The sequence below is a fragment of the Salegentibacter sp. Hel_I_6 genome (genome assembly GCF_000745315.1).
Lineage (GTDB): Bacteria > Bacteroidota > Bacteroidia > Flavobacteriales > Flavobacteriaceae > Salegentibacter.
In genome coordinates this window covers 2,399,230-2,421,173 of record NZ_JQNQ01000001.1, presented here as the reverse complement: position 1 = coordinate 2,421,173, position 21,944 = coordinate 2,399,230, and the positions used below count along the sequence as shown (strand labels likewise).

Below are 21,944 nucleotides of genomic sequence, written 5' to 3'. Positions count from 1 at the left end.
TATGAATTATAAGAAGTTTAACATAGTAGAAACTTCAGGATACCACCAAAATTGTGTATTGATTGCAAATCTAAGCGTGTAAACACCTAAATATTAAGAATTTCTCAATTTGAAAAGTACCAATTTTTAGACCTTACGATTCATTAGCATTTCACCAAATTGTCTTAATGGAAGTTTTTTCTCTTCAGGAGTTTCAATTTTATCAAGAACATCAAATGCTTTATTGGTGTATTTCTCAATCTCCTGCCTTGTTAACTCTGCAGCGCCACTGTTTTCAAAGAGTGTTTTTACTGCTTCAATTTTTCCTGAAGTTTCAGCCGGATTTATGGTATATAAATGTTCTAATTGCCGGGCTTCACTTTTTCCTGAAGCCTCAAGAGATTTAAGATAAAGAAAGGTTTTTTTATTTTCAATAATATCGCCCCCAGATTGTTTTCCGAAGGTCTCAGGATCTCCAAAAGCATCTAAATAATCGTCTTGAAGTTGAAAAGCAATGCCTAACAAGCGACCAAATTCATAAACCGATTTTTTACATTCCATAGAAGTACCAGCTACAATTGCACCCATTTGCAAGGAAGCACCTACTAAAACCGCAGTTTTGTATTCTATCATTTTTAAATAATCCTCGATAGAAACATCGTCACGGGTTTCAAAATCTATATCATATTGTTGGCCTTCGCAAACCTGGATGGCCGTTTTAGTAAATAAACGTGCCAGTTCTTTAAAGGTATCTCCGTCATAATTTTCAAAAAGCTGGTATGCATTTATAAGCATAGCGTCTCCAGATAAAATCCCGGTATTTATATCCCAGCGTTCGTGCACAGTCTCCTTCCCACGGCGTAAAGGGGCATCGTCCATGATATCATCATGAACCAGGGAAAAATTATGAAAAATTTCAATCGCCAGTGCTGCATCTAAAGCTTTGCTGTAATCGGCTTCAAAAATATCAGTAGCCATAAGCACCAACACAGGTCTTAAGCGTTTTCCGCCAAGGCTAAGAATATACTTCATAGGTTCATAAAGATTTTCAGGCTCTTTTACCTGGACTTTAAGATCTAAATACTCCTGAAAAGCTTCCCTGTATTGAGAAATAGACTGCATACTAAAAAATTTTCCGGCTAAAATACATAAATGAAAGTACTTGAAATTCTATTAACAAGTTAAATTAATATAAACTAAGGAAACTTTTATTGTTTTATACGTTTCCGTATTGTAGTTTTGCACGAAATTATAAAACGAGTGAAAGAAGATATTATAAAAAATGCTACAGATCTTTTCTTAAGTCTGGGATTTAAAAGTGTAACAATGGATGATATCGCCCAGAAAATGGCAATATCCAAGAAGACCATTTATGCACATTTTAGCACTAAGACCAAACTTGTAAAAGCAACAGTAGACTATTTAATAAAGGAAATAGAACATGGTATTGCCATTCTTAGCTCCAGGAAATTAAATCCTATTGTTGAGACTTATGAGATGAAAAAATACGCGATGCAAATGTTGAAAAATGAGAAAAGCTCTCCTCAATTTCAACTAAAGAAATATTACCCAGAGGTTTATTTCCCGCTGCGTGAAAAGCAATTTGAAATTGTTCAGCGAATTCTTATAGACAACCTCGAGCGTGGCATTACTACTGGACATTATAAGGGGGATATCCCCATTTCTTTTGTCAGTCGAATTTACTTTGTTGGGATGTTGGGAATAAAAGATAAAAACCTGTTCCCGGAAGACGAATATAGCAATGCAAAATTGATGGATTATTTTTTAAAATACCACCTCAATTCAATTTGCACTGCAAAAGGACTTAATACACTAGATGAATTATTAAAATCTAATAAACAAGGAAATGAAATTTAGATACCTGTTAATTTTGCTGATCTCGCTAAACAGCATAGCCCAGGAAACCCAGGAGGATTACAGCTTTACACTAGAAGAAGCTATAAAATACGCCCTGGAGAATAATTACTCCTCAATAAATTCGCAAAAAGACATTGAAATTGCGTTAAAACAAAAATGGGAGATTATTGCGCAGGGATTACCACAAATTAGCGCTACTGGAGATTATCAAAACAATTTAAAATTGCCCGTTACCTTGCTTCCGGCAGAAATTGCGGGAGGGGAACCCGGCGAATTTGTCCCGGTTACTTTTGGCACAAAGCACAATGTAAATGCCACCGCTACCTGGAACCAACTTATTTTTGATGGTTCTTATATTGTAGGAATTCAATCGGCTAAAACCTTGCTTCAAATTTCTGAAAATGCAAAAACAAAAACCGATCTTGAAATAAAAAAAGCGGTAATAAATGCCTACGGAAATGTTTTGCTTGCGGAAGAAAACGTAGCAATTCTTAACAAGAATGTAGAAAACGTTCAGAAGAATTATGATGAGACCAATGAGATCTTTAAAAATGGTCTCGCTGAAGAAGAAGATGTAGAACAGTTAGAAATCACTTTGCTCAACTTAAAAAACAACTTGAGCCGAAGCCAGCGAATGCGCGATATTGCCTACGAAATGTTCAATCTTACACTTGGGATACCAGTAGAAAAACCTGTTAACCTAACCGAAGAATTAGATGCCTTGGCAATGCAATACTTCGATTTGGAACTATTGCAAGAAGAAATTCCTGTTGAAGAAAATATAGATTACAGAATTGCCGCCAACACCGCTGAATCTCGCGAAATTGAAGTGAAGCTGGAAAAATCTAAAGCACTCCCTTCGCTAAGCGGATTTCTAAATTATGGTGTTCAGGGCTTCAGCCAGCAATTCACTTTTTTTGATAGTGATCAGGAGTATTTTGATCAGTCTATATTAGGAGTAAGTTTAAACATACCCATTTTTAGCAGCGGAATGAGAAATTCCAGAACTCAGCAAAAACAAATTGCCTATGAACAGGCGATGGTAGAACTGGAACAAACCGAAAACGAAGTAAAACGTCAAATCAATTCAGCTAAAAGTGATTACGAGTTTAGTCTTGAAAATTACCAGGCGCAAAAGAAAAACCTGGAACTAGCCGAAAGAATTGAAAATAAAAACCAGATTAAGTTTTTTGAAGGAATTGCCAGCAGTTTTGAGCTAAGTGAAGCCCAGCGTCAACTTTACCAGGCGCAACAGGATTTCTTACAATCTATGTTAAATGTAATTACCGCAAAGGTTGAGTTAGAAAACCTTTTGGATACCAGAAAATATAACAATGAAGACTAAATATACCCATCAAATATCAACAATGAAAAAGTTAGCTATTTTAATAAGTATTCCGCTATTAATTCTATCGTGTGGAAATAACAAAGGGGAAAAATCTATAGACGAACTTATAGAAAATGAAAATCTTACCGAGATTAGAGCCAAAAAAGCTGAACTAAGCAAAGAGCAAAGCGATCTCACTCAAAAATTAGACAAGCTAGACCAGGCCATAGACCGTTTAGATAAAACCCGGCGTTTAGATCTTGTAGTGACTCAAAAAGTTAATGATACGCTCTTTAAACATTATGCTGAAGTTCAGGGAGATGTTGCCACCGATGAAAACATTCTAATTTATTCTGAATTTTCTGGAATTCTCCAGGATCTACGAGTGGAAGAAGGTCAGGAAGTAAACAAAGGACAGGTGCTCGCTAAAATTGATGATGGCGGACTTTCCAGCGAATTAGCACAATTAGAGACTCAGGCTACTTTAGCAAAAACTACTTTTGAGCGGCAGGAACGCCTTTGGGAACAGAACATAGGTTCAGAAATGCAGTATTTAGAAGCTAAGACCAATTACGAGTCTATGCAAAATTCGGTAAACAGATTAAAGTCTCAATTAGACAAAACTATTGTTAGAGCTCCCTTTAGCGGGATCGTAGACGAAATTCTTACCGAGCAGGGAGAAGTAGTAAGCCCCGGGCAAAGTCAGTTATTTCGCTTAGTAAGTCTAAAGAACATGTATGTAGAGGCTGCGGTACCAGAATCTTATTTAAATAATGTTAGAAAAGGAACCGAAGTGATTGTAGAAATTGGATCTGTAAACCGGGAAATTGAAGGTGAAATAAGAAGAGTTGGAAATACTATAAATGCCAACAATCGCTCCTTCAATATAGAAGTAGCAATTCCAAATGAAAACGGAATGGTAAAACCAAACCAGATTGCCACCATTAAACTAAATGACTATACCGCAGAAAGCGCTGTAATTATTCCAGAAAATGCATTGCTTAAAAATGCACAGGGAGAAAGCGTGGTGTTTGTTCTTCAGGAAAAAGAAGGAGACGATAATATTGGTACTGCACAGAGACAAATTGTAGAAACCGGTTATTCTTACAATGACCTAATAGAAATAACCAAAGGTCTTGAATCTGGACAAACGCTTATCGTTGAAGGAGCTAAGAACCTTCGTGATGGTCAGGAAGTTAAAATAAGAAACTAAGCTACAATGAATTTAGATAGAGAATTTAAGCTTTCGTCCTGGGCGATTAATAATAAAATGACGGTATATGTAATTATCGCCATTGTTATGATTGGTGGTCTTATGTCTTACTACAATATGCCAAGGGAAACTTTCCCAGAGGTGGTAGAGACCAAGATATACGTAAGCTCTGTAAACCCAGGAAACTCTGCAGAGGATGTAGAGAAATTTATTACCGAACCCCTTGAAGAAGAATTTAATGATATTGCAGGCGTAAAGGAAATTTCCTCTTCAACCTTTCAGGATTATTCCCTGGTTATTGTGGAATTTGAAGAAGATGTAGAGGTTGAAAGTGCCAAAACCAAGGTAAAGGACAAGGTAGATTTGGTAAAAGCCGAAACTACCTGGCCAACTTTAGATAATGGTGCAAAAGTAGAACCAAACGTCTTCGACCTTAATATTTCTGAAGAACAACCCATTTTAAATATTAACCTCACTGGAGATTATACCGTTCAGCAGTTAAAGGAATATGGCGAGTATTTACAGGAACGCATAGAATTACTTCCGCAAATTAAAGAAGCCAGTATTCGTGGTGCTGAAGAAATGGAAGTGGAGATCGCGGTAGACATTTATAAGATGACTGCCTCACAGGTAAGTTTTACTGATATTGTAAATGCAGTAAGCGCTGAAAACCGAACTATTTCAGGTGGAAATGTTATCACCAGCGGTGTTCAAAAAAACATAAGGATAATTGGAGAAATTGAAGATCCTAAAGAACTTCAAAATGTAGTGGTAAAAAGAGATGGCGGTAATATTTTCCTAAGAGATATTGCAAAAATCAATTTTAGGGAAAAAGATGCTACCACTTTTGCCAGGGAATACGGTAATCCTGTGGTAATGCTGGACGTTAAAAAACGTGCCGGTAAAAACATGATCGAGGCCGTAGATCAAATTAAGGAAATTGTAAAAAAAGAACAGGAAGAATATCTTCCAGAGAGCTTAGGCATTAGCCTTACCAACGACCTTTCAACAAATACCCGAAACCAGGTAGACGACCTGGTGAATAACATCATATTTGGGGTAATTCTGGTCGTTCTGGTTTTAATGTTTTTCCTGGGATTCAGAAATGCATTATTCGTAGGGATTGCAATTCCTTTATCCATGTTCCTTTCCTACATTATTCTCTCCAGTATGGGATACACCCTAAATACCATGGTATTATTTGCACTGGTTATGGGACTGGGAATGCTTGTAGATAACGGGATTGTGGTAGTAGAAAACGTCTATACATTAATGGACGAAGGTATGCCGAGAAAACAGGCAGCAAAACAAGGTATGGGTGAAATAGCCTGGCCAATTATTGCTTCTACGGCAACTACATTGGCCGCATTTTTTCCATTAGGACTCTGGCCGGGAATCGTAGGTAAGTTTATGGTAATCTTCCCAATCACACTTTCTATTGTTTTAGGCTCTTCCCTCTTTGTAGCATTAATTATCAACTCTATGTTGACTTCCCAGTTTATGAAAACTGAAGAGGAAGAATTTACGAAGAAGAAACTTATAAAAATAAGTTCGATACTTGCCGGATTTGGAGCCTTATTACTAATAGTAGGATTTGTTGTAGATGCAGGTGTATTAAGAGCTTTTGGAAATATTTTAATTCTCGCGGCTATTTTACTTTGGGCCTATAAATATTTTATTTCAAGAGGGGTAGATTATTTCCAGCATACCGCCCTTAAAAAAATGGAAAATGTTTACGAAAAGACTTTAAAGTATGCGCTTCGCGGAAAAAAAGCTTATGTATTTTTCTTCGGAACTTTACTCTTATTGTTTCTTTCTTTTGTACTGATTGCCTTAATACAACCAAAAGTTTTGTTTTTTCCTGAAAACGAACCTAACCAGGTAATCACCTATATTGAATACCCTGAAGGAACCGATATTCACAAAACTAATGACCTAACCAAACAGGTAGAGCAACGCGTTTTTGACGCTATTAAGCAATATGAAGATGAGGACGGCTACAACTTTATGGTAGAATCTGCAATTTCTCAAGTAGGGGAAGGTGCAGGAAACCCACAAACCGATGGGGGCCAGCAAAATGAAATGCCACACAAAGCAAAGATAACCTTGTCTATGCGGGAATTTACCGAAAGACGCGGCGTGAGCAGTAGTGAAGTTTTATCTGAAGTTAGGGAAGCCGTACATGGATTTCCGGGTGCTTCTATTGTAGTAGAAAAGGATGCGGCTGGACCGCCAACCGGCTACCCGATAAATATGGAGCTTAAAGGTGAAGATTACGAAAAAATGCTTTTAGAAGCAGAAAATTTAAGATCTTATGTGAACGACCTTAGCATCGCCGGAATTGAAGAACTCAAAATAGATGTAAATAAATCTAAACCGGAATTAAGTGTAAAAGTAGACCGAAGAAAAGCCGGGCAACTTGGAGTTTCAACTTCCCAGGTGGGGCAAACTTTAAGGCGCGCAATATATGGTGAAGAGGTTTCAACCTATAAAGAAGGTGATGACGATTATGAGATCAACCTTAGGTTTGCTGATGAGTTTAGATATAACGAAAATGTACTTTTTAATCAGCCAATTACCTTTAAAGATCAAAATACCGGAGAAATCGTACAGGTTCCAATTTCATCTTTGGTCACAACAGAATCAGCTTCCTCTTTTAGTTCTATTAAAAGGAAAGACTTAAAAAGGGTAATCACCCTTTATTCTAACGTGCTGCAAGGTTACAACGGAAATGAAATTGTCGGCCAGCTAAAAACAGCGCTTAGAACCTATGATCTTCCGAAGGATATTACTTTAGAATTTACCGGCGAGCAGGAAGAACAGGAAGAAAATATGGCCTTTTTGCTTAAAGCCCTATTAATCGCTATGGGCGGTATTTTGCTTATTCTCGTTGCGCAATTTAATTCACTTTCTAAACCAATTATTATTGTTATGGCAGTAGTATTGAGTTTGGTTGGTGTTTTCCTGGGCTTGATTATCTTCCAAATGGATTTTATCATTATTATGACGATGATGGGAATTATCTCCCTGGCAGGAATTGTGGTAAATAATGCTATCGTTCTTATAGATTATACGCAAATTCTTATTGATAGGGAAAAGCGTAAGTTTAATTTAGATGACGATGAATTGCTAACCAGGGAGCAATATTTTGACTGTATTGTAAGAGGAGGAAGATCGAGATTAAGGCCGGTATTGCTTACTGCAATTACCACCGTGCTCGGTTTAATCCCGTTAGCTGTAGGTTTAAATATCGATTTCTTCAGTTTGTTTATAGATTACGATCCAAAATTATTTATTGGGGGAGACAACGTGATCTTCTGGGGGCCATTGGCCTGGACGGTGATCTTCGGGTTGGTATTTGCTACCTTCCTTACCTTAGTTGTGGTACCGGTAATGTTTTACCTGGTAAACAGAGCCAAAGTAAAAACCGCCGATAAACGCAAGGAGCGAAAACAAAGAAAGCTGGAAGCGAAAGCTTAAAATCAAAACCCCGAAGTTTATGCTTCGGGGTTTTTTATTTCTCAAGTTTACAGAATTACCCTCATTTTGACCTCGGTTTATTTCAACTACCTTAAAAAGGCTTAATTCATTTTTTAAAAAGAATTAATCTAAAAACCGAGAAATAATGAAAATTCAAGAACAGTTTTTCAAACCAAAACATTATTGTTTATTACTAACTTTCCTTTTATCCTTCGGAATTTACGCCCAGGAAACTTCTGAAAATTCAATAAATTTCACAAAAAGTGATAAAGAACTGGAATGGGGTCCCTGCCCTGAATTTATGCCAGATGGTTGTAACGTTGCCGTTTTACATGGAAATCCTGCTGAAAAAAATGCAGATATCTTCTTTAAAATTCCGGCTTATGCCGAAATACCGGCTCACACCCACACTTCGCCAGAACGAATGATCCTTATTTCGGGTAAGTTAGAAGTAACTTATGAGGGAGAGCAAACCAAAACTTTAAAAGAAGGCTCCTATGCTTACGGACCTGCAAATAAAGCTCATTCAGCAAAATGTGGAGATGCTCCCTGTGTGCTCTTTATTGCATTCGAAGATCCTGTAGATGCAATAGCAGTGAAGCAGGATTAAACTTGAGATCATAAAAAAGGCCGTCTTTTCAAACAGCCTTTTTGCATATTTTTGAGATTAACTTCTAGTTATCAGCTAAAGTACCATCGCTTTTCCAGGTATTAACACCGGCGATTTTGTTATTATCGTAATCTACTTCAGTTAATTTATCTGAAGACCAAAAGAACCATTTTCCGGTTTTCTCACCTTCAGTATAGGTAGCAATGCTTTGCTTTTTACCATTGGTATCATAAGAAATCCATTCACCGTGAAGCTTTCCATCTTTATAAGTTCCTATTTGTTGAACAGAACCATCTTCAAAATAAAAAGTACCTTTTATAAGGTCTCCATCTTTTTCAAATTTTGGCTCTGGATTTTCCTGCGCCAAAGCAGCTGCACCAAAAGTAAAAATAGCAGCCATTAATATGTTTTTAATCTTTTTCATAGTCTTTTTCTTTAATCTTACTTTCCAAATATAATCAAAAGTTTACTTTAAAGCAACAATCACATAACATTAAGTTAACACTGAACATCTAAAATACTACAATACAAATATTTAATTCTTAATATTTCAGCTAACAGGCTAATTATAGCAAGCATTTTCTAAGCCTATTTTATCTGGAAACCCATAAGAACTTCTTACTTTTGCGCTACTTAAAATTTCAGGAATAATATGTATAGAAGTCATAACTGCGGGGAATTAAATGCAGCTTCAATTGGCCAGGAAGTAAAACTTTCAGGCTGGGTTCAAAAAATAAGAGACAAAGGTTTCATGGTTTGGGTAGATTTGCGCGATCGTTACGGCATCACCCAGCTTATTTTTGATGAAGAGCGTTCTTCAAAAGAACTTATGGAAAAAGCCCAAAAACTGGGGCGGGAATTCGTGATTCAGATAACCGGCGAAGTTATAGAGCGAGAATCTAAAAATACGAATATTCCAACCGGTGAGATTGAGGTTTTAGTTGCTAAAGTTAATATCCTTAATACTTCCCTTACTCCTCCCTTCACTATTGAAGACGAAACCGATGGAGGTGAAGATCTAAGAATGAAATATCGCTATCTCGATATTAGAAGAAATCCGGTAAAAAATAAACTGAAATTTCGTCATAAGGTTGGAATGGAAGTGAGAAATTATCTTTCTGACCAGGATTTTATTGAAGTGGAAACTCCTTATTTAATAAAATCTACTCCTGAAGGTGCACGTGATTTTGTAGTACCAAGCAGAATGAACGAAGGTCAGTTTTATGCTCTGCCACAATCTCCACAAACCTTTAAGCAATTGCTTATGGTTGGCGGTATGGATAAATATTTCCAGATCGTAAAATGTTTTAGAGATGAAGATCTTAGAGCCGACAGGCAGCCAGAATTCACACAAATAGACTGCGAAATGGCTTTCGTAGAACAGGAAGATATTTTAAATATTTTTGAAGGCTTGACTCGTCATTTATTGAAAGAAATCAACGACGTGGAAGTTGAGAAATTTCCGAGAATGACCTACGCTGAAGCGATGAAAAAATACGGTAACGACAAGCCAGATATTCGATTTGGGATGGAGTTTGCCGAACTAAACGATCTCGCTAAAAACAAAGGTTTTAATGTTTTCGATCAGCAGGAATTAGTTGTGGGAATTGCGGTTCCGAAAGCGGCTTCTTTCACAAGAAAGGAAATAGACAAATTAATCTCCTGGGTTAAAAGACCACAGGTAGGTGCCAATGGACTTGTTTGGGCAAAATATAATGAAGATGGAACTTTAAAATCTTCAGTAGATAAATTTTATTCAGAAGAAGATCTAAAAACCTGGGCAGAAGAAACTAATGCAAAACCGGGAGACCTTATTTTGGTTATGGCCGGTGATGCTAACAAAACCAGAACTCAGTTAAGTGCATTGAGAATGCATTTAGGAAACGAATTAGGCTTGAGAAAAGCTGATGAATTCGCTCCGCTTTGGGTGGTAGATTTCCCACTTTTAGAATGGGATGAAGAAACCAATCGTTTTCACGCGATGCACCACCCATTTACTTCCCCGAAAAAAGAAGATTTTGAACTTTTAGCAACAAAACCGGGAGAAGTTCGTGCCAATGCCTATGATTTAGTATTGAACGGAAACGAAATTGGCGGTGGTTCTATTAGAATTCATGATAAGGAAACCCAGGCTAAAATGTTTGATTATCTTGGTTTTACTCCAGAAGAAGCTAAAGCACAATTCGGCTTTTTAATGGATGCCTTTCAATATGGAGCACCACCACACGGTGGGATCGCTTTCGGATTTGATAGGTTAGTAGCCATCTTAGGTGGACAGGAAAGCATTAGAGATTTTATTGCTTTCCCTAAAAACAATAATGGTAGGGATGTAATGATAGATGCACCCGCAAAACTGGATGAAACTCAACTTAAAGAACTTCATCTTCAGGTAAAATTAAAATAGCTTAAAGCGGGCCCCAAAAGATATGTATGCGAAAAAGTTTTTCAATTCCAAATTATCCATATAATTATAAAGGCTATGCATTTAAATCTCGATTATCGAGTAAAATTATAATTGATAAAAAATCCCGTTTTCACTTCGGGATTTTTTTATCTTCACTTCAAACAAAATTTGAGTGAGCAGTAAAGTTACAGCACTTTTAACCCAGTTTTCAGACTGGAGCACCAGGCATCTTAGCCATCAACAATTTTTGATGGTTTTAAGTTCGCTTATTGGTTTCCTGGCGGGTCTTGTAGCAGTAAGCATTAAGAATCTCACTCATTATATTCAGCGTTTACTGGAAGACGAATTTATTGTAACCTATCATAATGCGTTCTATTTTATCTTTCCAATTTTAGGAATTGCACTTACCATTTTTATTATAAAATTTGTGGTGAAAAAGGATATAGGAAATGGTATCCCCACGGTTTTGCACGCTATTTCTAAAAGACAGGGAATTATGCGTAGATTTCAATCTTATGCTTCCTTAATTACAGCACCACTTACTGTAGGATTTGGAGGATCGGTAGGATTGGAAGCCCCCACCGTTGCAACAGGTGCTTCTTTAAGCTCTAATTTATCGCGTCTATTTAAAATGAACCAGGCCACGCGCACGCTTTTAATAGGTTGTGCGGCTGCAGGCGCGATGTCCTCTTTATTTAAAGCACCAATTGCTGCCATCATTTTTGCTATAGAAATATTTAGCCTGGATCTTACCTTAGTTTCTATGATTCCGTTGTTAATTGCTTCGGTTTCTGCAATCCTTACCTCCTATTTCTTTTTTGGGAACGATATCATTTTACATTACCAATTAAGCGATCAGTTTGATATATCTGAAGTTCCTTTTTATGTGCTATTAGGTGTACTGGCTGCAGTTTGCTCAATTTACTTCGGAAAAGTTTACTTTAAATTCGCTGAATTATTCCGGAAAATAAAGTCTGGCTTTCTTAGATTGCTTGCCGGTGGTCTTGGTTTAGGTGTTCTCATATTCTTTATACCACCGCTATACGGTGAAGGTTACGACGTAATCAACAATTTACTTCAGGAAAATTATATGTTTGCCCTGCAAACCAATCTTTTTGATGCTTATTTAGATAATATTTGGGTAGTAATTGTTTTACTGGCAGGTCTTGTGATTTTTAAAATTATAGCCACTTCACTCACCCTTGGCGCAGGAGGAATCGGAGGTATTTTTGCTCCCGTTTTATTTATGGGAAGCGCCATGGGGCATTGTTTCGCCCTTATTGTCAATAATCTTGGGTTACTAAAAAATCCTATTTCAGTGAGCAATTTCACTTTAGTGGGAATGGCCGGGGTTATGGCAGGGGTAATGCACGCACCGCTTACCGCAATTTTCCTAATTGCTGAACTTACCGGCGGCTACGAACTTTTTGTCCCCTTAATGATCACGGCAGCCATATCTTTTGTAGTAACCAGTAGGTTTCAGCCGCATTCTGTTTATACCATGGAACTTGCTCAACGTGGAGAGTTGCTAACTCATAATAAAGATCAGGCCGTATTAACCCTATTGAATATTCAGCAAATTATAGAAAAGAACTTTGTAACCCTTAATATTGATATGAATCTTGGTGATGTTATTCACGAGGGTGTCATAAAATCCTCTAGAAATCTTTTTCCGGTTATTGATGAAAATCGTAACTTTTTAGGAATCATTCTCTTAGATGATATTCGGCCAATAATGTTTGATCAAAAGATGTACAATGAAGTAAAAGTGAGCGATATAATGCAACGAGCTCCCGAAATAATAGATCTAAGAAAAGATCGCCCAAAAGATATAATGAGCAAATTTCAGGAAACAAATGCCTGGAATCTTCCGGTGGTAGAAGATGAAAAATATATAGGTTTCATCTCTAAATCCAAGATGCTAACCGCCTATCGCCAAAAATTAATTGAAGTAACCGTTTAACTATGAATACCATTTTAAAGATTTTAGTAGTCTTAATATTAATTGCTATTGGTGTAGGTTTTTATTACCGTACTTATGAAGATGTATTGCTGGGCGACCAAATAATTGGACTTGCAGTTCTGGCCAGCGCATTTATTTTAATGCCAATTTTCCTGTATGTGAGATGGAAAGGAAAACGCCTTGAGGACTACACTCTCACTAAAAAGAACATGGATAGAATGCGTGATAAAGGTTTAGATTAAGTATCTGTTTTAGAATACTTTCAAAAGAAAATTAATATTCTTGCATTGTCTTCAATAATATTGTACTAACTTTGTCCTTTATTAATTATTTATTTTATTATTACAATGGAAGGTACAGTTAAATTTTTCAATGAATCAAAAGGATACGGATTCATTACCAACGACGAAACAGGAAGAGACATCTTCGTACACATTACTGGTTTAGATGGCGAGAGCTTGAACGAAGGTGATAAAGTTGAGTACGTTGAAGTAGAAGGTAGAAAAGGAGTTAACGCTGCTGAAGTACGCGTTATAGAATAATATATATTATCCTATTTCAAGAACTTGAAAAGCCGCTATGATAGCGGCTTTTTTTATGCCTAAATTTTTACTGATTCAAACCTTGTTTTGGGGTATAACCATAGCATTTTTTAAAAGTATTTATAAAATGAGGCACACTTTTATATCCCACAATTCCAGCCATTTCGCTTACTGTATATTTACCTAAAAGCTCCTTAGCTTTCTCCATTTTTAACTCGATTATGTAACTCCTAATTGTTTTTCCATACATTTTTTTAAAGTCTTTCTTGAGCTGAAGCTCATTTAAAAGTACTTTCCTGGCCAGTAATTTTATAGTTGGGGGATTTTTAAAGTTTTCTATTAAATAAGCGTGAGCGGTTCTTATTTTCTCCTGGTTTTCTTCGCTAATTCCTTTTACTACTCCATTGCACAATTCCTGCTGGCAAAAATGTAAAGAGAGAAACAATTCTTTAAGCCTTAATTCAAGATAATATTTTTTAAAATCGGTATTCCAATCGTTTTTTGTGATCTCATTTAAAATATGATATAAATTATAATCTATAGGAAATTTATAAGCTCCAAATTTTAAAAATTCTCCATTTTTTACTTTCCTGTGAAAAGAATTTTCAACAACCCAGCCTTCGTTAGTAAAGAGTTTTAAGTAATATTCTTTTGAAAGGAAAAGCGCCTGATAATGCGTTGGGATATTCGCTGGCATTTTAATGGTTGTAACTGTATCACGGTCATAACAGCAATTAACACATCCCATTCCTACAGGTTTTTCTTCCTTAGAGGAAATTAACTGCGAATCTCCCTTCCCTAAATAGGATATTTGAATATACTCCCCGCTAATGCTAAAAATATCGGTTAATTCTCTGATATTATCAAAGTTAGCTTCTATAATAAATAATCCTTTTGTAAACTGAATTTTACTGTTTGTTTTGAGCCACTGAATAGAATATTTCACAACCTCTTGCTGTAAAATATTTTGATGACTTTCTTCTGATACATCTATAGAAAATAAGGTTTTTTCAAACTCTTTTAATTTAGACTCAATATACATAATACGTTTTCCGTAATTTTTATTTCCAAAACCGAAACAGGCTTACCACTTCAAAATATAAATTTGTCGCAAGTTATTTAAAATTAGTTTAAATAAGAATAATAAATTTAAATTGTGATCCCAAAATTTACAACAAGCTTTATTTTACTGTTGCTTTCAGCCAGTATTTTCACCATATATGCTCAGCAAAAGGAAGATAAAAACTTCGATATTTCTGGAATAATTGAAGATGAAAACGGGGAAGTACTAAAGGGCGCAAATATTACAGCTTCCAATCTCAATCAGAGTAAAAGCACGCAATCAGATTCCGAAGGAAAATATCAAATAAAGAATTTACAGCGCGGAGTTTTTTTACTGGAAATTCGTAAAGGTAATTTTATAGCCCATCATCAAATAGCTGTAAATCCCACAAATTTAAAACACAACATAAAAATAAATACCGCTGAAAACGAACTAGGCGAGGTACATCTCAGGGCAGAATCTTTTAAAACCAAAATGGAGAAAAAAGGTTTTGCCCTTAATGTTTTAGAAACCGGCGAGGCAAGTATTAGAAATATTCAGACAAACGAATTACTAAACACTACGGTTGGAGTAAAAATTCGGCAAAATGGTGGCTTAGGCTCCCGTGCAGAATACAGTTTAAATGGATTATCGGGAAGTGCCGTACGTATTTTTATAGATGGAATTCCAATTTTCACATTTGGTTCGTCCTATAACCTAAACAGCATTCCGCCATCAATGATCGAGCGAATTGAAGTTTACAAAGGCGTTGTTCCCGGCCATTTAGCCGACGATGCCCTGGGCGGTGCTATCAATATTGTGCTTAATAAACAGTCGAGTGAAAATATTAACGCTTCTGTGTCATACGGCTCATTCAATACTTTTCAAACCAATGTAAATGGGTTGTACAGGTTTGATAATTCTGGTTTAACCGTAAAAGCCTCTGCCTTTCATAACTATTCTGATAATGATTATGAAGTTTCAGGCCGAAGTATTGTAGTAACCGGTTTAGGTGGCCAGCAAACCCCAATTACCGCGAGACGTTTTAACGATGCCTACAGGTCTACCGGGGGTACGGTTCAGGTAGGATATACAGATGTAACATGGGCCGACCAGTTTTTTGTAGGTTTTACAGGTTCTGATGATTACAAAGAAGTGCAACATGGCGCATTCATGACCATCATGCCATACGAAGGAAGATTTCTTGAATCTGACGCGGCCCTTGCCAATTTAACTTATCAAAAAGAAGATTTAATTACTCCAGGTTTAGATGTAACTGTAACCGGATATTATGGAAAGCGAAATCGCCAGGTGAATGATACGGTGCCCTGGGCTTATAGCTGGAACGGCGAAAGAGCGATAGATTTTAGAGGAAACGAATACAAATATACCTGGGGCTCGCAGCAAGAAGGCGGTCCAACGCTTGCAAAAATTAATCGTAACGTGGCCTCCATTAGAACTGGTTTGGCCTACGCTATTAGCGATAACCACACAATTTTAGCTAACCACGTTTATAGCGGAATTGATAGAGAAGATAGGGACGAACTACAATCTGTATTAGAAAATACCTTTGTAGGAACAAGAGATTTACACAAAAACATACTTTCGATAACTTATGAATTAAATGCTTTTAATGACAGATTAAAAACCAATTTATTCGGAAAATATTATCAACAGAAAAGCATAAGTGTAGATCCCGAAATTCAAAGAAATCCAGATGGAAGCAGGGAAATTGTAGATGATGTTATAAGCAGTAACAAAAAATATGAAGGCTATGGTTTTGCAGCTTCTTACGAGCTTAGCTCTACTATCACCTTATTGGCTTCTGCAGAAAAAGCAGTGCGACTGCCAAACGAAACCGAAATATTTGGTAACGATGGTGATAATGTGGTAGCCAACGCAAGCATTAATCCCGAGCAAAGTAACAATTATAATTTAGGAGTTAAACTAGGCTCATTTAACTTCAATAAGCATCAATTTAATGCTTCAACAAATTTTTTTACCAGAAATATTAAAGATAGAATTGGTTTACCTATAGAGACTTCCCTAAATGTAGATGAAGAATTAATTGTGTATGTAAACCAGGGTAGCGGTACTTCAAAAGGTATAGACGCACAGTTGGGTTATACCTATAATAATAATTTCGGACTCAATTTTAATATATCCCGATTCGATTTAAAAATTGAAAACCGGGGCGTAGAAATAGACGTCCCCAACACTCCATTTTTTACTATGAATGGAAACTTACGCTATTCAATTAAAAATTTAATTCAGAAAAACTCCCGGCTAAACCTATTCTACACCATGTACTTTACCGATGAATTTTCATATCTGGTTCCGCAGGGATCCAACACTGTAGGAGACGATTTCTTTAAGGTACCTCAGCAATTAGCGCAGGATATTGGCCTTAGTTACACCTTCCCCAACCAAAATTTTGTAATGAGTTTTGATATAAAAAACATCTTTGACAAACCTGTTTACGACAATTTATCGGTGCAAAAACCGGGAAGGGCCTTTTACCTAAAATTAAATTATTCAATCAATAAATTTTAACCAATTATTAAAAATAATAGTATGAAACGTAATTTTTTCAGCATTAAAACTTTTGCAACAATAGCCATGGCAACAGGCTTACTGACTTCTTGTAGTAGCGATGATTCTCCTATAGACCCAGGCCAGGAACCAGGTGAAAACGAAGAGGGTAGATGGATTACCGTTGCTGCAGCCAGAATGGGAGAAAATCCTGGAGATGGTAATGGAGGCACACTAATCTACTCCATAAGTAGTGAAGACGCTAAAGATCCAAACGTATCTATAGAACCTTTTGATAACGGATTTATAGTACCTTCTAACAGAACTGCAAGGTTGCAATCTTCTGAAGACGGCAGCACAATATTCAATATTAGCTACGCCGGCGATACTGGAGGAAATTACACAAAATACAATGTAAATGGAGGTCAAAATTTTGAAAAAACCGGAAGCGAAATTAGCATTGCTCCTTATGTAGGTTCTGCTCCAAGATGGATTAAATTATTTGACGGAGACCAAACAGGAGCCGCTGTATATGTAGATACCGAGCACCAGTTTGATGATGAGGATAATTATCTTCGTACCCAAGCTACTATGGGGATTGTCACCTTAGATTTACAAAATTCGGTAATAAAAGAATTTAAAGAATCAAGTCTTCAACTAAGCGAAGAACTGGAAGCTCAAGGATATTACATTGGCAGGATTGATATGCCAACCTTAAATGCTACAGGAGATAAATTATACATTGGCGCCCGTATAAGTAAAGTAGATCCGGAAACCGGAGAAACAGATAGAAATGGTGAAGTTTTAGGTTCTAAAACCATCGTTTTGGACTACCCTTCTTTAGAAAACCCAACTATTATTACTTCTGAAGTTGGAAAAGGAAACACCAACGGATACCGTAGCATTAACGCGTTCTTAGTAAATGGAAGTGTTTACCAGGCAAACCAGGGAGATCCAAACGGTTCTCATATCTTAAAAATAGGCGCCAATAATCAGTATGATGATTCATACGTGTTTAATTTAGACGAAGCATTAGGTGTTGAAGACGCTTATATTCTTGCCTGGAGACCTACCGCAAGCGGAAAAGCGGTTGTAGCTTATCGTCACGCAGGTTCTGCTGAAGGTGTAGCTGGAGCCCAGGGATACTTCGCCCTGGTAGATTTAGAAGCAAAAACTGCACAAAAAATAAATGAAATCCCATATAGCGAAGATTTCTACCTATTCCAATACCAGGGATTTGTAGTAGATGGCGATGAAATTTATGTAACCGAAGCTCCCGTAGGAGAAAACGGAAATATTTATGTAATAGATACCCAAACCGGTGAGGTAACTAAAGGAGCCGAACTGGTAAACGTTGAAGGAAGCCATTTTATAGGAGCATTTTAATCACCTAATAAATATTTGAATTTGCCAAAAAGGGCTGACCGGAATTTTTTTTCCGGTCAGTCTTATTTTAAGTTTTATACCAAAATCCATGACAAAGAAGAAGCAAAAAAAGAAAAAATATACTTTTAGAAAATTATTAAACGATCTGCATTTATGGTTAGGGCTTGGCAGCGGGATTATCCTTTTCTTAGTTTGCCTAAGCGGAACTATCTTAACCTTCCAAACCGAAATAAAATCGCTTTTTGCTGAAGAATTAAAAGTAGACCCGCAACAAGGTAAACTAATTGCTATTGAAAATTTGCAGCAAAACCTTGAAAAAGAAGGAGCGGTTACCGGGCTCACGTTACCTAAAAATCCCAATAAAGCTTATGAATTCAAGGTAAAAACTTCGTCGGAAGATAGACGTGGCACCACTTTTTATGTAAATCAATATACCGGGGATTACCAACAACTAGGTGAAAATCCTGCAGATGAATTTTTCTTTACTATGTTTAGAATGCATCGCTGGTTGTTATTCGATTCTGCTATTGGAAGACCTATCGTGGGAATTGCAACCATTATCTTTCTATTTCTATCTATAAGCGGAGTGGTACTTTGGTTTCCGAAGAAAAAAATAAAGTGGAAAACCTTAAAACCGGGCTTTAAAATTAAATGGTCTGCTAACTGGAAAAGGATTAACCACGATCTGCATAATACCCTTGGTTTCTATTCCTGCCTATTATTAATTGTAATGACGCTAACCGGACTATTCTGGTCTTTTGATTGGTATAAAGACCTCGGTAGTCAGGTTCTGGGAACCCAGGTTTTTGGTGGTCGCGGCGGACCTAAAATTGCTTCAGAAACCAATGCCGATTCTAAAACCCTGGAACTTGCAGAGATCATTAATATTTCTAATCAAAACCTGGATTATCCCGGGGAGACTTCAATTTCATTTCCGCAGGACGAAAACGGTGTTTTTTCCATTAGAAAATATGAATCTGGCAACTGGTCACCTAACACTTACGATATGTTGGTGATAGATAGAGACGGGAAAATACTTAAAAAAGAACTTTTTTCAGAAAAACCTGCGAACGTTCAGGTAGCTTCATTAATAAAGCCAATTCACACAGGAGAAATATTCGGGACTTTTTCAAAAATTCTTTATTTTCTGGCCTGCTTAATCGCCACCAGTTTACCAATTACCGGAACCATAATCTGGCTTAATAAAATGAAGAAAAAAAAGAAATAAACCATACGTCAACAAGCTAACGGGGCTATATCGAGTCTCGATTATCGAGTTATTTCGCGGTATTCAGTTGTTCAGAAACTCCGGCAAGCATTTCCTTAACCAAGCTTTGCATGTCAAAATCGTGTTTCCATTGCCAGTCTTTTCTGGCTTCAGAATCATCTATGCTAGATGGCCAGGAATCGGCTATTTTTTGTCTAAAATCTGGGTCGTAGGAGATATTGAAGTCAGGAATTTCCTTCTGAATAGCCTCGGCAAGAACCTTTGGGGTAAAACTCAAAGCCGAAAGATTATAAGAAGATCGCACCTTTATTTTTTCTGAAGGAGCTTCCATAATATCTACGGTAGCTTTAATCGCATCGTCCATATACATCATTGGCAGACCGGTGTCTTCAGCTAAAAATGAAGTGTAGGCTTTATTCTTAAGCGCTTCGTGAAAAATTTCTATCGCGTAATCTGTAGTTCCGCCACCGGGAAGAGTTTTATAACTTATAATGCCGGGATAACGCAAACTTCTTACATCTACCCCATATTTATCGTGAAAATATTCACACCATCTTTCCCCGGTTTGCTTACTAATCCCGTAAACCGTAGAAGGTTCCATAATAGTAGTTTGTGGGGTATCGTTTTTAGGAGTTGTAGGGCCAAAAACTGCAATACTGGAAGGCCAAAATACCTTCTCAATCTTTTTATCTTTTGCAAAGTTTAAAATATGAAAAAGCGAATCCATATTAAGATTCCACGCTTTCATCGGGGCTTTTTCGGCAGTTGCGCTAAGCATGGCGGCCATAAGGTAAACCTCTGAGATTCCGTATTTATCAATAATGGATTCAATTACTGGAGCATCAGTCGCATCGGCAATTTCAAAAGGTCCGGAATTCATTAATTCCTCATTTCCTTCCCTAATATCACTAGCCACTACCCGATCGTTTCCGTAGAGATCACGTAATTTCAGCGTTAACTCGGTTCCAATTTGTCCACAAGCACCAATAATTAAAATTTTCCCGGCCATCGTATTGATTTTTCCGCAAATATATTTATTTACATAGAGGTTTTCGCAATGAAATCGGCGAAACCTTTACTTTTATTAGAAATCTTTTACTGAGCATATACTTCAAGTCTGGAAAATTATTAAAACTGGCTTATTTTAGGTTAACTTTGTCATGTATGAAGAAATTGGTTTTTATAATAGTTATACTCATCCTGTGGTCTTGTGAGGAAAAAACTCAAAATAAGGACACAGCAGCGAGGCAATTAGATTCTATTGCCTTAAATCAACAAATTGAAGCCACTAACGAAGAAGTCATTTTACTCCCCGAAGCCCGAAAACATGCCATAGAATGGTTGGCTTATATTGCCGCACAAAACGAAGTAGACCAACTTAAAAATGCTACGTTGCAGCAAACTATAGAAAGCTCCCGCCCTATCGCCCAGGTAATGGAGTCACTTAATACCAGCATTCCAGATTCTTTAAGTTCAAATGCTGTTAGAGCTCGGGCTAATGTATTAGTCACCAAAGCAAAAGTTTTGGACCAACTTTCTCACCGTAGACAATTAGATGCTGATGCAATAATTGAAGTTGCCCAGGAAATCCCAGATGAATTCAATAATTTCAAGATTCAGCTTAATGAACTTTTCTTAAAAACACTGGAAGATTTTGAAGATGAATTAGATGAATTTAAGGCCGAGAGAGATACCATTTCTATAGATTCTCTTCCCCAGACATAAATACAATAGCTCTTGTGTGAATCCTGAGTGCAGAAAAATTGATATCTTCAATGAAAATTCTTCAAAATGAAAAAAATTATCGCGCTCCTTTTCCTGGTTTTCAGTTTAAATATAGCAGCTCAGGAAAAACCTAAGATAGACAAGGTTTTAACTCAATGGCACAAGGCTGCCGCTGAAGCCAATTTTGAGAAGTACTTTAGTCTTATGACTGCAGAAGGCGTTTTTATAGGCACCGATGCTACCGAAAACTGGCAGAATGATGATTTTCGAGAATTCTCAAAGCCTTATTTTGACCGGGGAAAAGCCTGGAGTTTTACAACTTTAGAACGAAATATTTATACCGAAGAAAACAGCAAAACCGCCTGGTTTGATGAACTTCTTGATACGCAAATGGGAATTTGCCGTGGGTCTGGTGTTTTACAAAAGACTAAAGAAGGCTGGAAAATTGCTCACTACGTACTTTCTATAGCTATTCCTAATAAAAATGTAGAAGAAGTGACCGCAATCAAAAAGAAATTTGACGATAACCTTATTTCAGAATTAAAAGAGCAATAACTTCAAAAAGTTTGCCTTTAACAATTTCGTTTCCAGAAATCGAAAATTTGGTTCTATTATTCAGCTATTTCTTAGCCTAA

18 protein-coding genes are annotated in these 21,944 nt (G+C 36.8%); 14 read left to right on the top strand and 4 right to left on the bottom strand.

Translation table 11 applies throughout. The features are described from left to right. Positions 1–126: 126 nt before the first annotated feature. Entirely contained in the window at positions 127–1,101 is a 975-nt protein-coding gene (locus tag FG27_RS10645; protein ID WP_037318868.1) for a polyprenyl synthetase family protein, read from the bottom strand. 138 nt (positions 1,102–1,239) lie between these two features. On the opposite strand from FG27_RS10645, the gene FG27_RS10640 reads away from it, so the two are divergent. The 5 genes from FG27_RS10640 (at position 1,240) to FG27_RS10620 (ending at position 8,487) form a co-directional block, all read left to right on the top strand. Further along, positions 1,240–1,857 carry a TetR/AcrR family transcriptional regulator gene (locus FG27_RS10640; protein ID WP_037322176.1) on the top strand — a complete coding sequence of 206 codons (618 nt, stop codon included), beginning with the start codon at positions 1,240–1,242 and terminating at the stop codon, positions 1,855–1,857. Next, on the top strand, positions 1,847–3,202 hold the full coding sequence (locus tag FG27_RS10635) for a TolC family protein (RefSeq protein WP_037318867.1): 1,356 nt from the start codon (positions 1,847–1,849) through the stop codon (positions 3,200–3,202). The genes FG27_RS10640 and FG27_RS10635 overlap by 11 nt, the downstream gene beginning before the upstream one ends. A gap of 22 nt (positions 3,203–3,224) precedes the next feature. After that, a complete protein-coding gene (locus FG27_RS10630) occupies positions 3,225–4,397 on the top strand; it encodes an efflux RND transporter periplasmic adaptor subunit (protein ID WP_037322174.1) in 1,173 nt (390 codons plus the stop codon). Between the two features lie 6 nt (positions 4,398–4,403). Next, positions 4,404–7,877, top strand: a complete 3,474-nt coding sequence (locus FG27_RS10625) for an efflux RND transporter permease subunit (protein WP_037318865.1) — start codon at positions 4,404–4,406, stop codon at positions 7,875–7,877. A gap of 145 nt (positions 7,878–8,022) precedes the next feature. Further along, complete coding sequence (locus tag FG27_RS10620; protein WP_037318863.1) at positions 8,023–8,487, top strand: cupin domain-containing protein; 465 nt, start codon at positions 8,023–8,025, stop codon at positions 8,485–8,487. Positions 8,488–8,551: 64 nt separating this feature from the next. Here FG27_RS10620 and FG27_RS10615 read toward each other — a convergent pair whose 3' ends face one another. Continuing rightward, positions 8,552–8,911 (bottom strand): toxin-antitoxin system YwqK family antitoxin, encoded by a 360-nt coding sequence (locus FG27_RS10615; protein WP_037318861.1) that lies wholly within the window; start codon positions 8,909–8,911, stop codon positions 8,552–8,554. Between the two features lie 228 nt (positions 8,912–9,139). Between FG27_RS10615 and aspS the strand changes: the two genes are divergently transcribed. The 4 genes from aspS (at position 9,140) to FG27_RS10595 (ending at position 13,396) form a co-directional block, all read left to right on the top strand. Next, positions 9,140–10,891 (top strand): aspartate--tRNA ligase, encoded by a 1,752-nt coding sequence (gene aspS, locus FG27_RS10610; RefSeq protein ID WP_037318859.1) that lies wholly within the window; start codon positions 9,140–9,142, stop codon positions 10,889–10,891. Positions 10,892–11,063: 172 nt separating this feature from the next. Beyond that, positions 11,064–12,854 carry a chloride channel protein gene (locus tag FG27_RS10605; RefSeq protein WP_037318855.1) on the top strand — a complete coding sequence of 597 codons (1,791 nt, stop codon included), beginning with the start codon at positions 11,064–11,066 and terminating at the stop codon, positions 12,852–12,854. 2 nt (positions 12,855–12,856) lie between these two features. After that, entirely contained in the window at positions 12,857–13,096 is a 240-nt protein-coding gene (locus FG27_RS10600) for a hypothetical protein (protein WP_037318852.1), read from the top strand. A 105-nt stretch (positions 13,097–13,201) separates the two neighbouring features. Continuing rightward, the gene (locus FG27_RS10595; RefSeq protein WP_037318850.1) at positions 13,202–13,396 is read left to right on the top strand and encodes a cold-shock protein; all 195 of its coding nucleotides are present in this window, start codon (positions 13,202–13,204) and stop codon (positions 13,394–13,396) included. A gap of 67 nt (positions 13,397–13,463) precedes the next feature. Here the strand turns inward: FG27_RS10595 and FG27_RS18680 are convergent, their stop codons facing one another. Then, the gene (locus FG27_RS18680; RefSeq protein ID WP_051935822.1) at positions 13,464–14,438 is read right to left on the bottom strand and encodes a helix-turn-helix transcriptional regulator; all 975 of its coding nucleotides are present in this window, start codon (positions 14,436–14,438) and stop codon (positions 13,464–13,466) included. Between the two features lie 114 nt (positions 14,439–14,552). Between FG27_RS18680 and FG27_RS10585 the strand changes: the two genes are divergently transcribed. The 3 genes from FG27_RS10585 (at position 14,553) to FG27_RS10575 (ending at position 19,584) form a co-directional block, all read left to right on the top strand. After that, positions 14,553–16,991, top strand: coding sequence for a TonB-dependent receptor (locus FG27_RS10585; RefSeq protein ID WP_231563308.1), 2,439 nt, complete (start codon positions 14,553–14,555; stop codon positions 16,989–16,991). 21 nt (positions 16,992–17,012) lie between these two features. Continuing rightward, a complete protein-coding gene (locus FG27_RS10580) occupies positions 17,013–18,356 on the top strand; it encodes a hypothetical protein (RefSeq protein WP_037318846.1) in 1,344 nt (447 codons plus the stop codon). 88 nt (positions 18,357–18,444) lie between these two features. After that, the gene (locus tag FG27_RS10575) at positions 18,445–19,584 is read left to right on the top strand and encodes a PepSY domain-containing protein (RefSeq protein WP_037318844.1); all 1,140 of its coding nucleotides are present in this window, start codon (positions 18,445–18,447) and stop codon (positions 19,582–19,584) included. A 49-nt stretch (positions 19,585–19,633) separates the two neighbouring features. Here FG27_RS10575 and FG27_RS10570 read toward each other — a convergent pair whose 3' ends face one another. Beyond that, positions 19,634–20,593 carry an NAD-dependent epimerase/dehydratase family protein gene (locus tag FG27_RS10570; RefSeq protein WP_037318842.1) on the bottom strand — a complete coding sequence of 320 codons (960 nt, stop codon included), beginning with the start codon at positions 20,591–20,593 and terminating at the stop codon, positions 19,634–19,636. Between the two features lie 155 nt (positions 20,594–20,748). Here FG27_RS10570 and FG27_RS10565 point away from each other — a divergent pair, with 155 nt between their 5' ends. Together FG27_RS10565 and FG27_RS10560 are read left to right on the top strand one after the other, a co-directional pair. Beyond that, positions 20,749–21,309, top strand: a complete 561-nt coding sequence (locus tag FG27_RS10565; protein ID WP_037318840.1) for a hypothetical protein — start codon at positions 20,749–20,751, stop codon at positions 21,307–21,309. 66 nt (positions 21,310–21,375) lie between these two features. Beyond that, positions 21,376–21,864 (top strand): nuclear transport factor 2 family protein, encoded by a 489-nt coding sequence (locus FG27_RS10560; protein ID WP_037318837.1) that lies wholly within the window; start codon positions 21,376–21,378, stop codon positions 21,862–21,864. Positions 21,865–21,944: the final 80 nt, after the last annotated feature.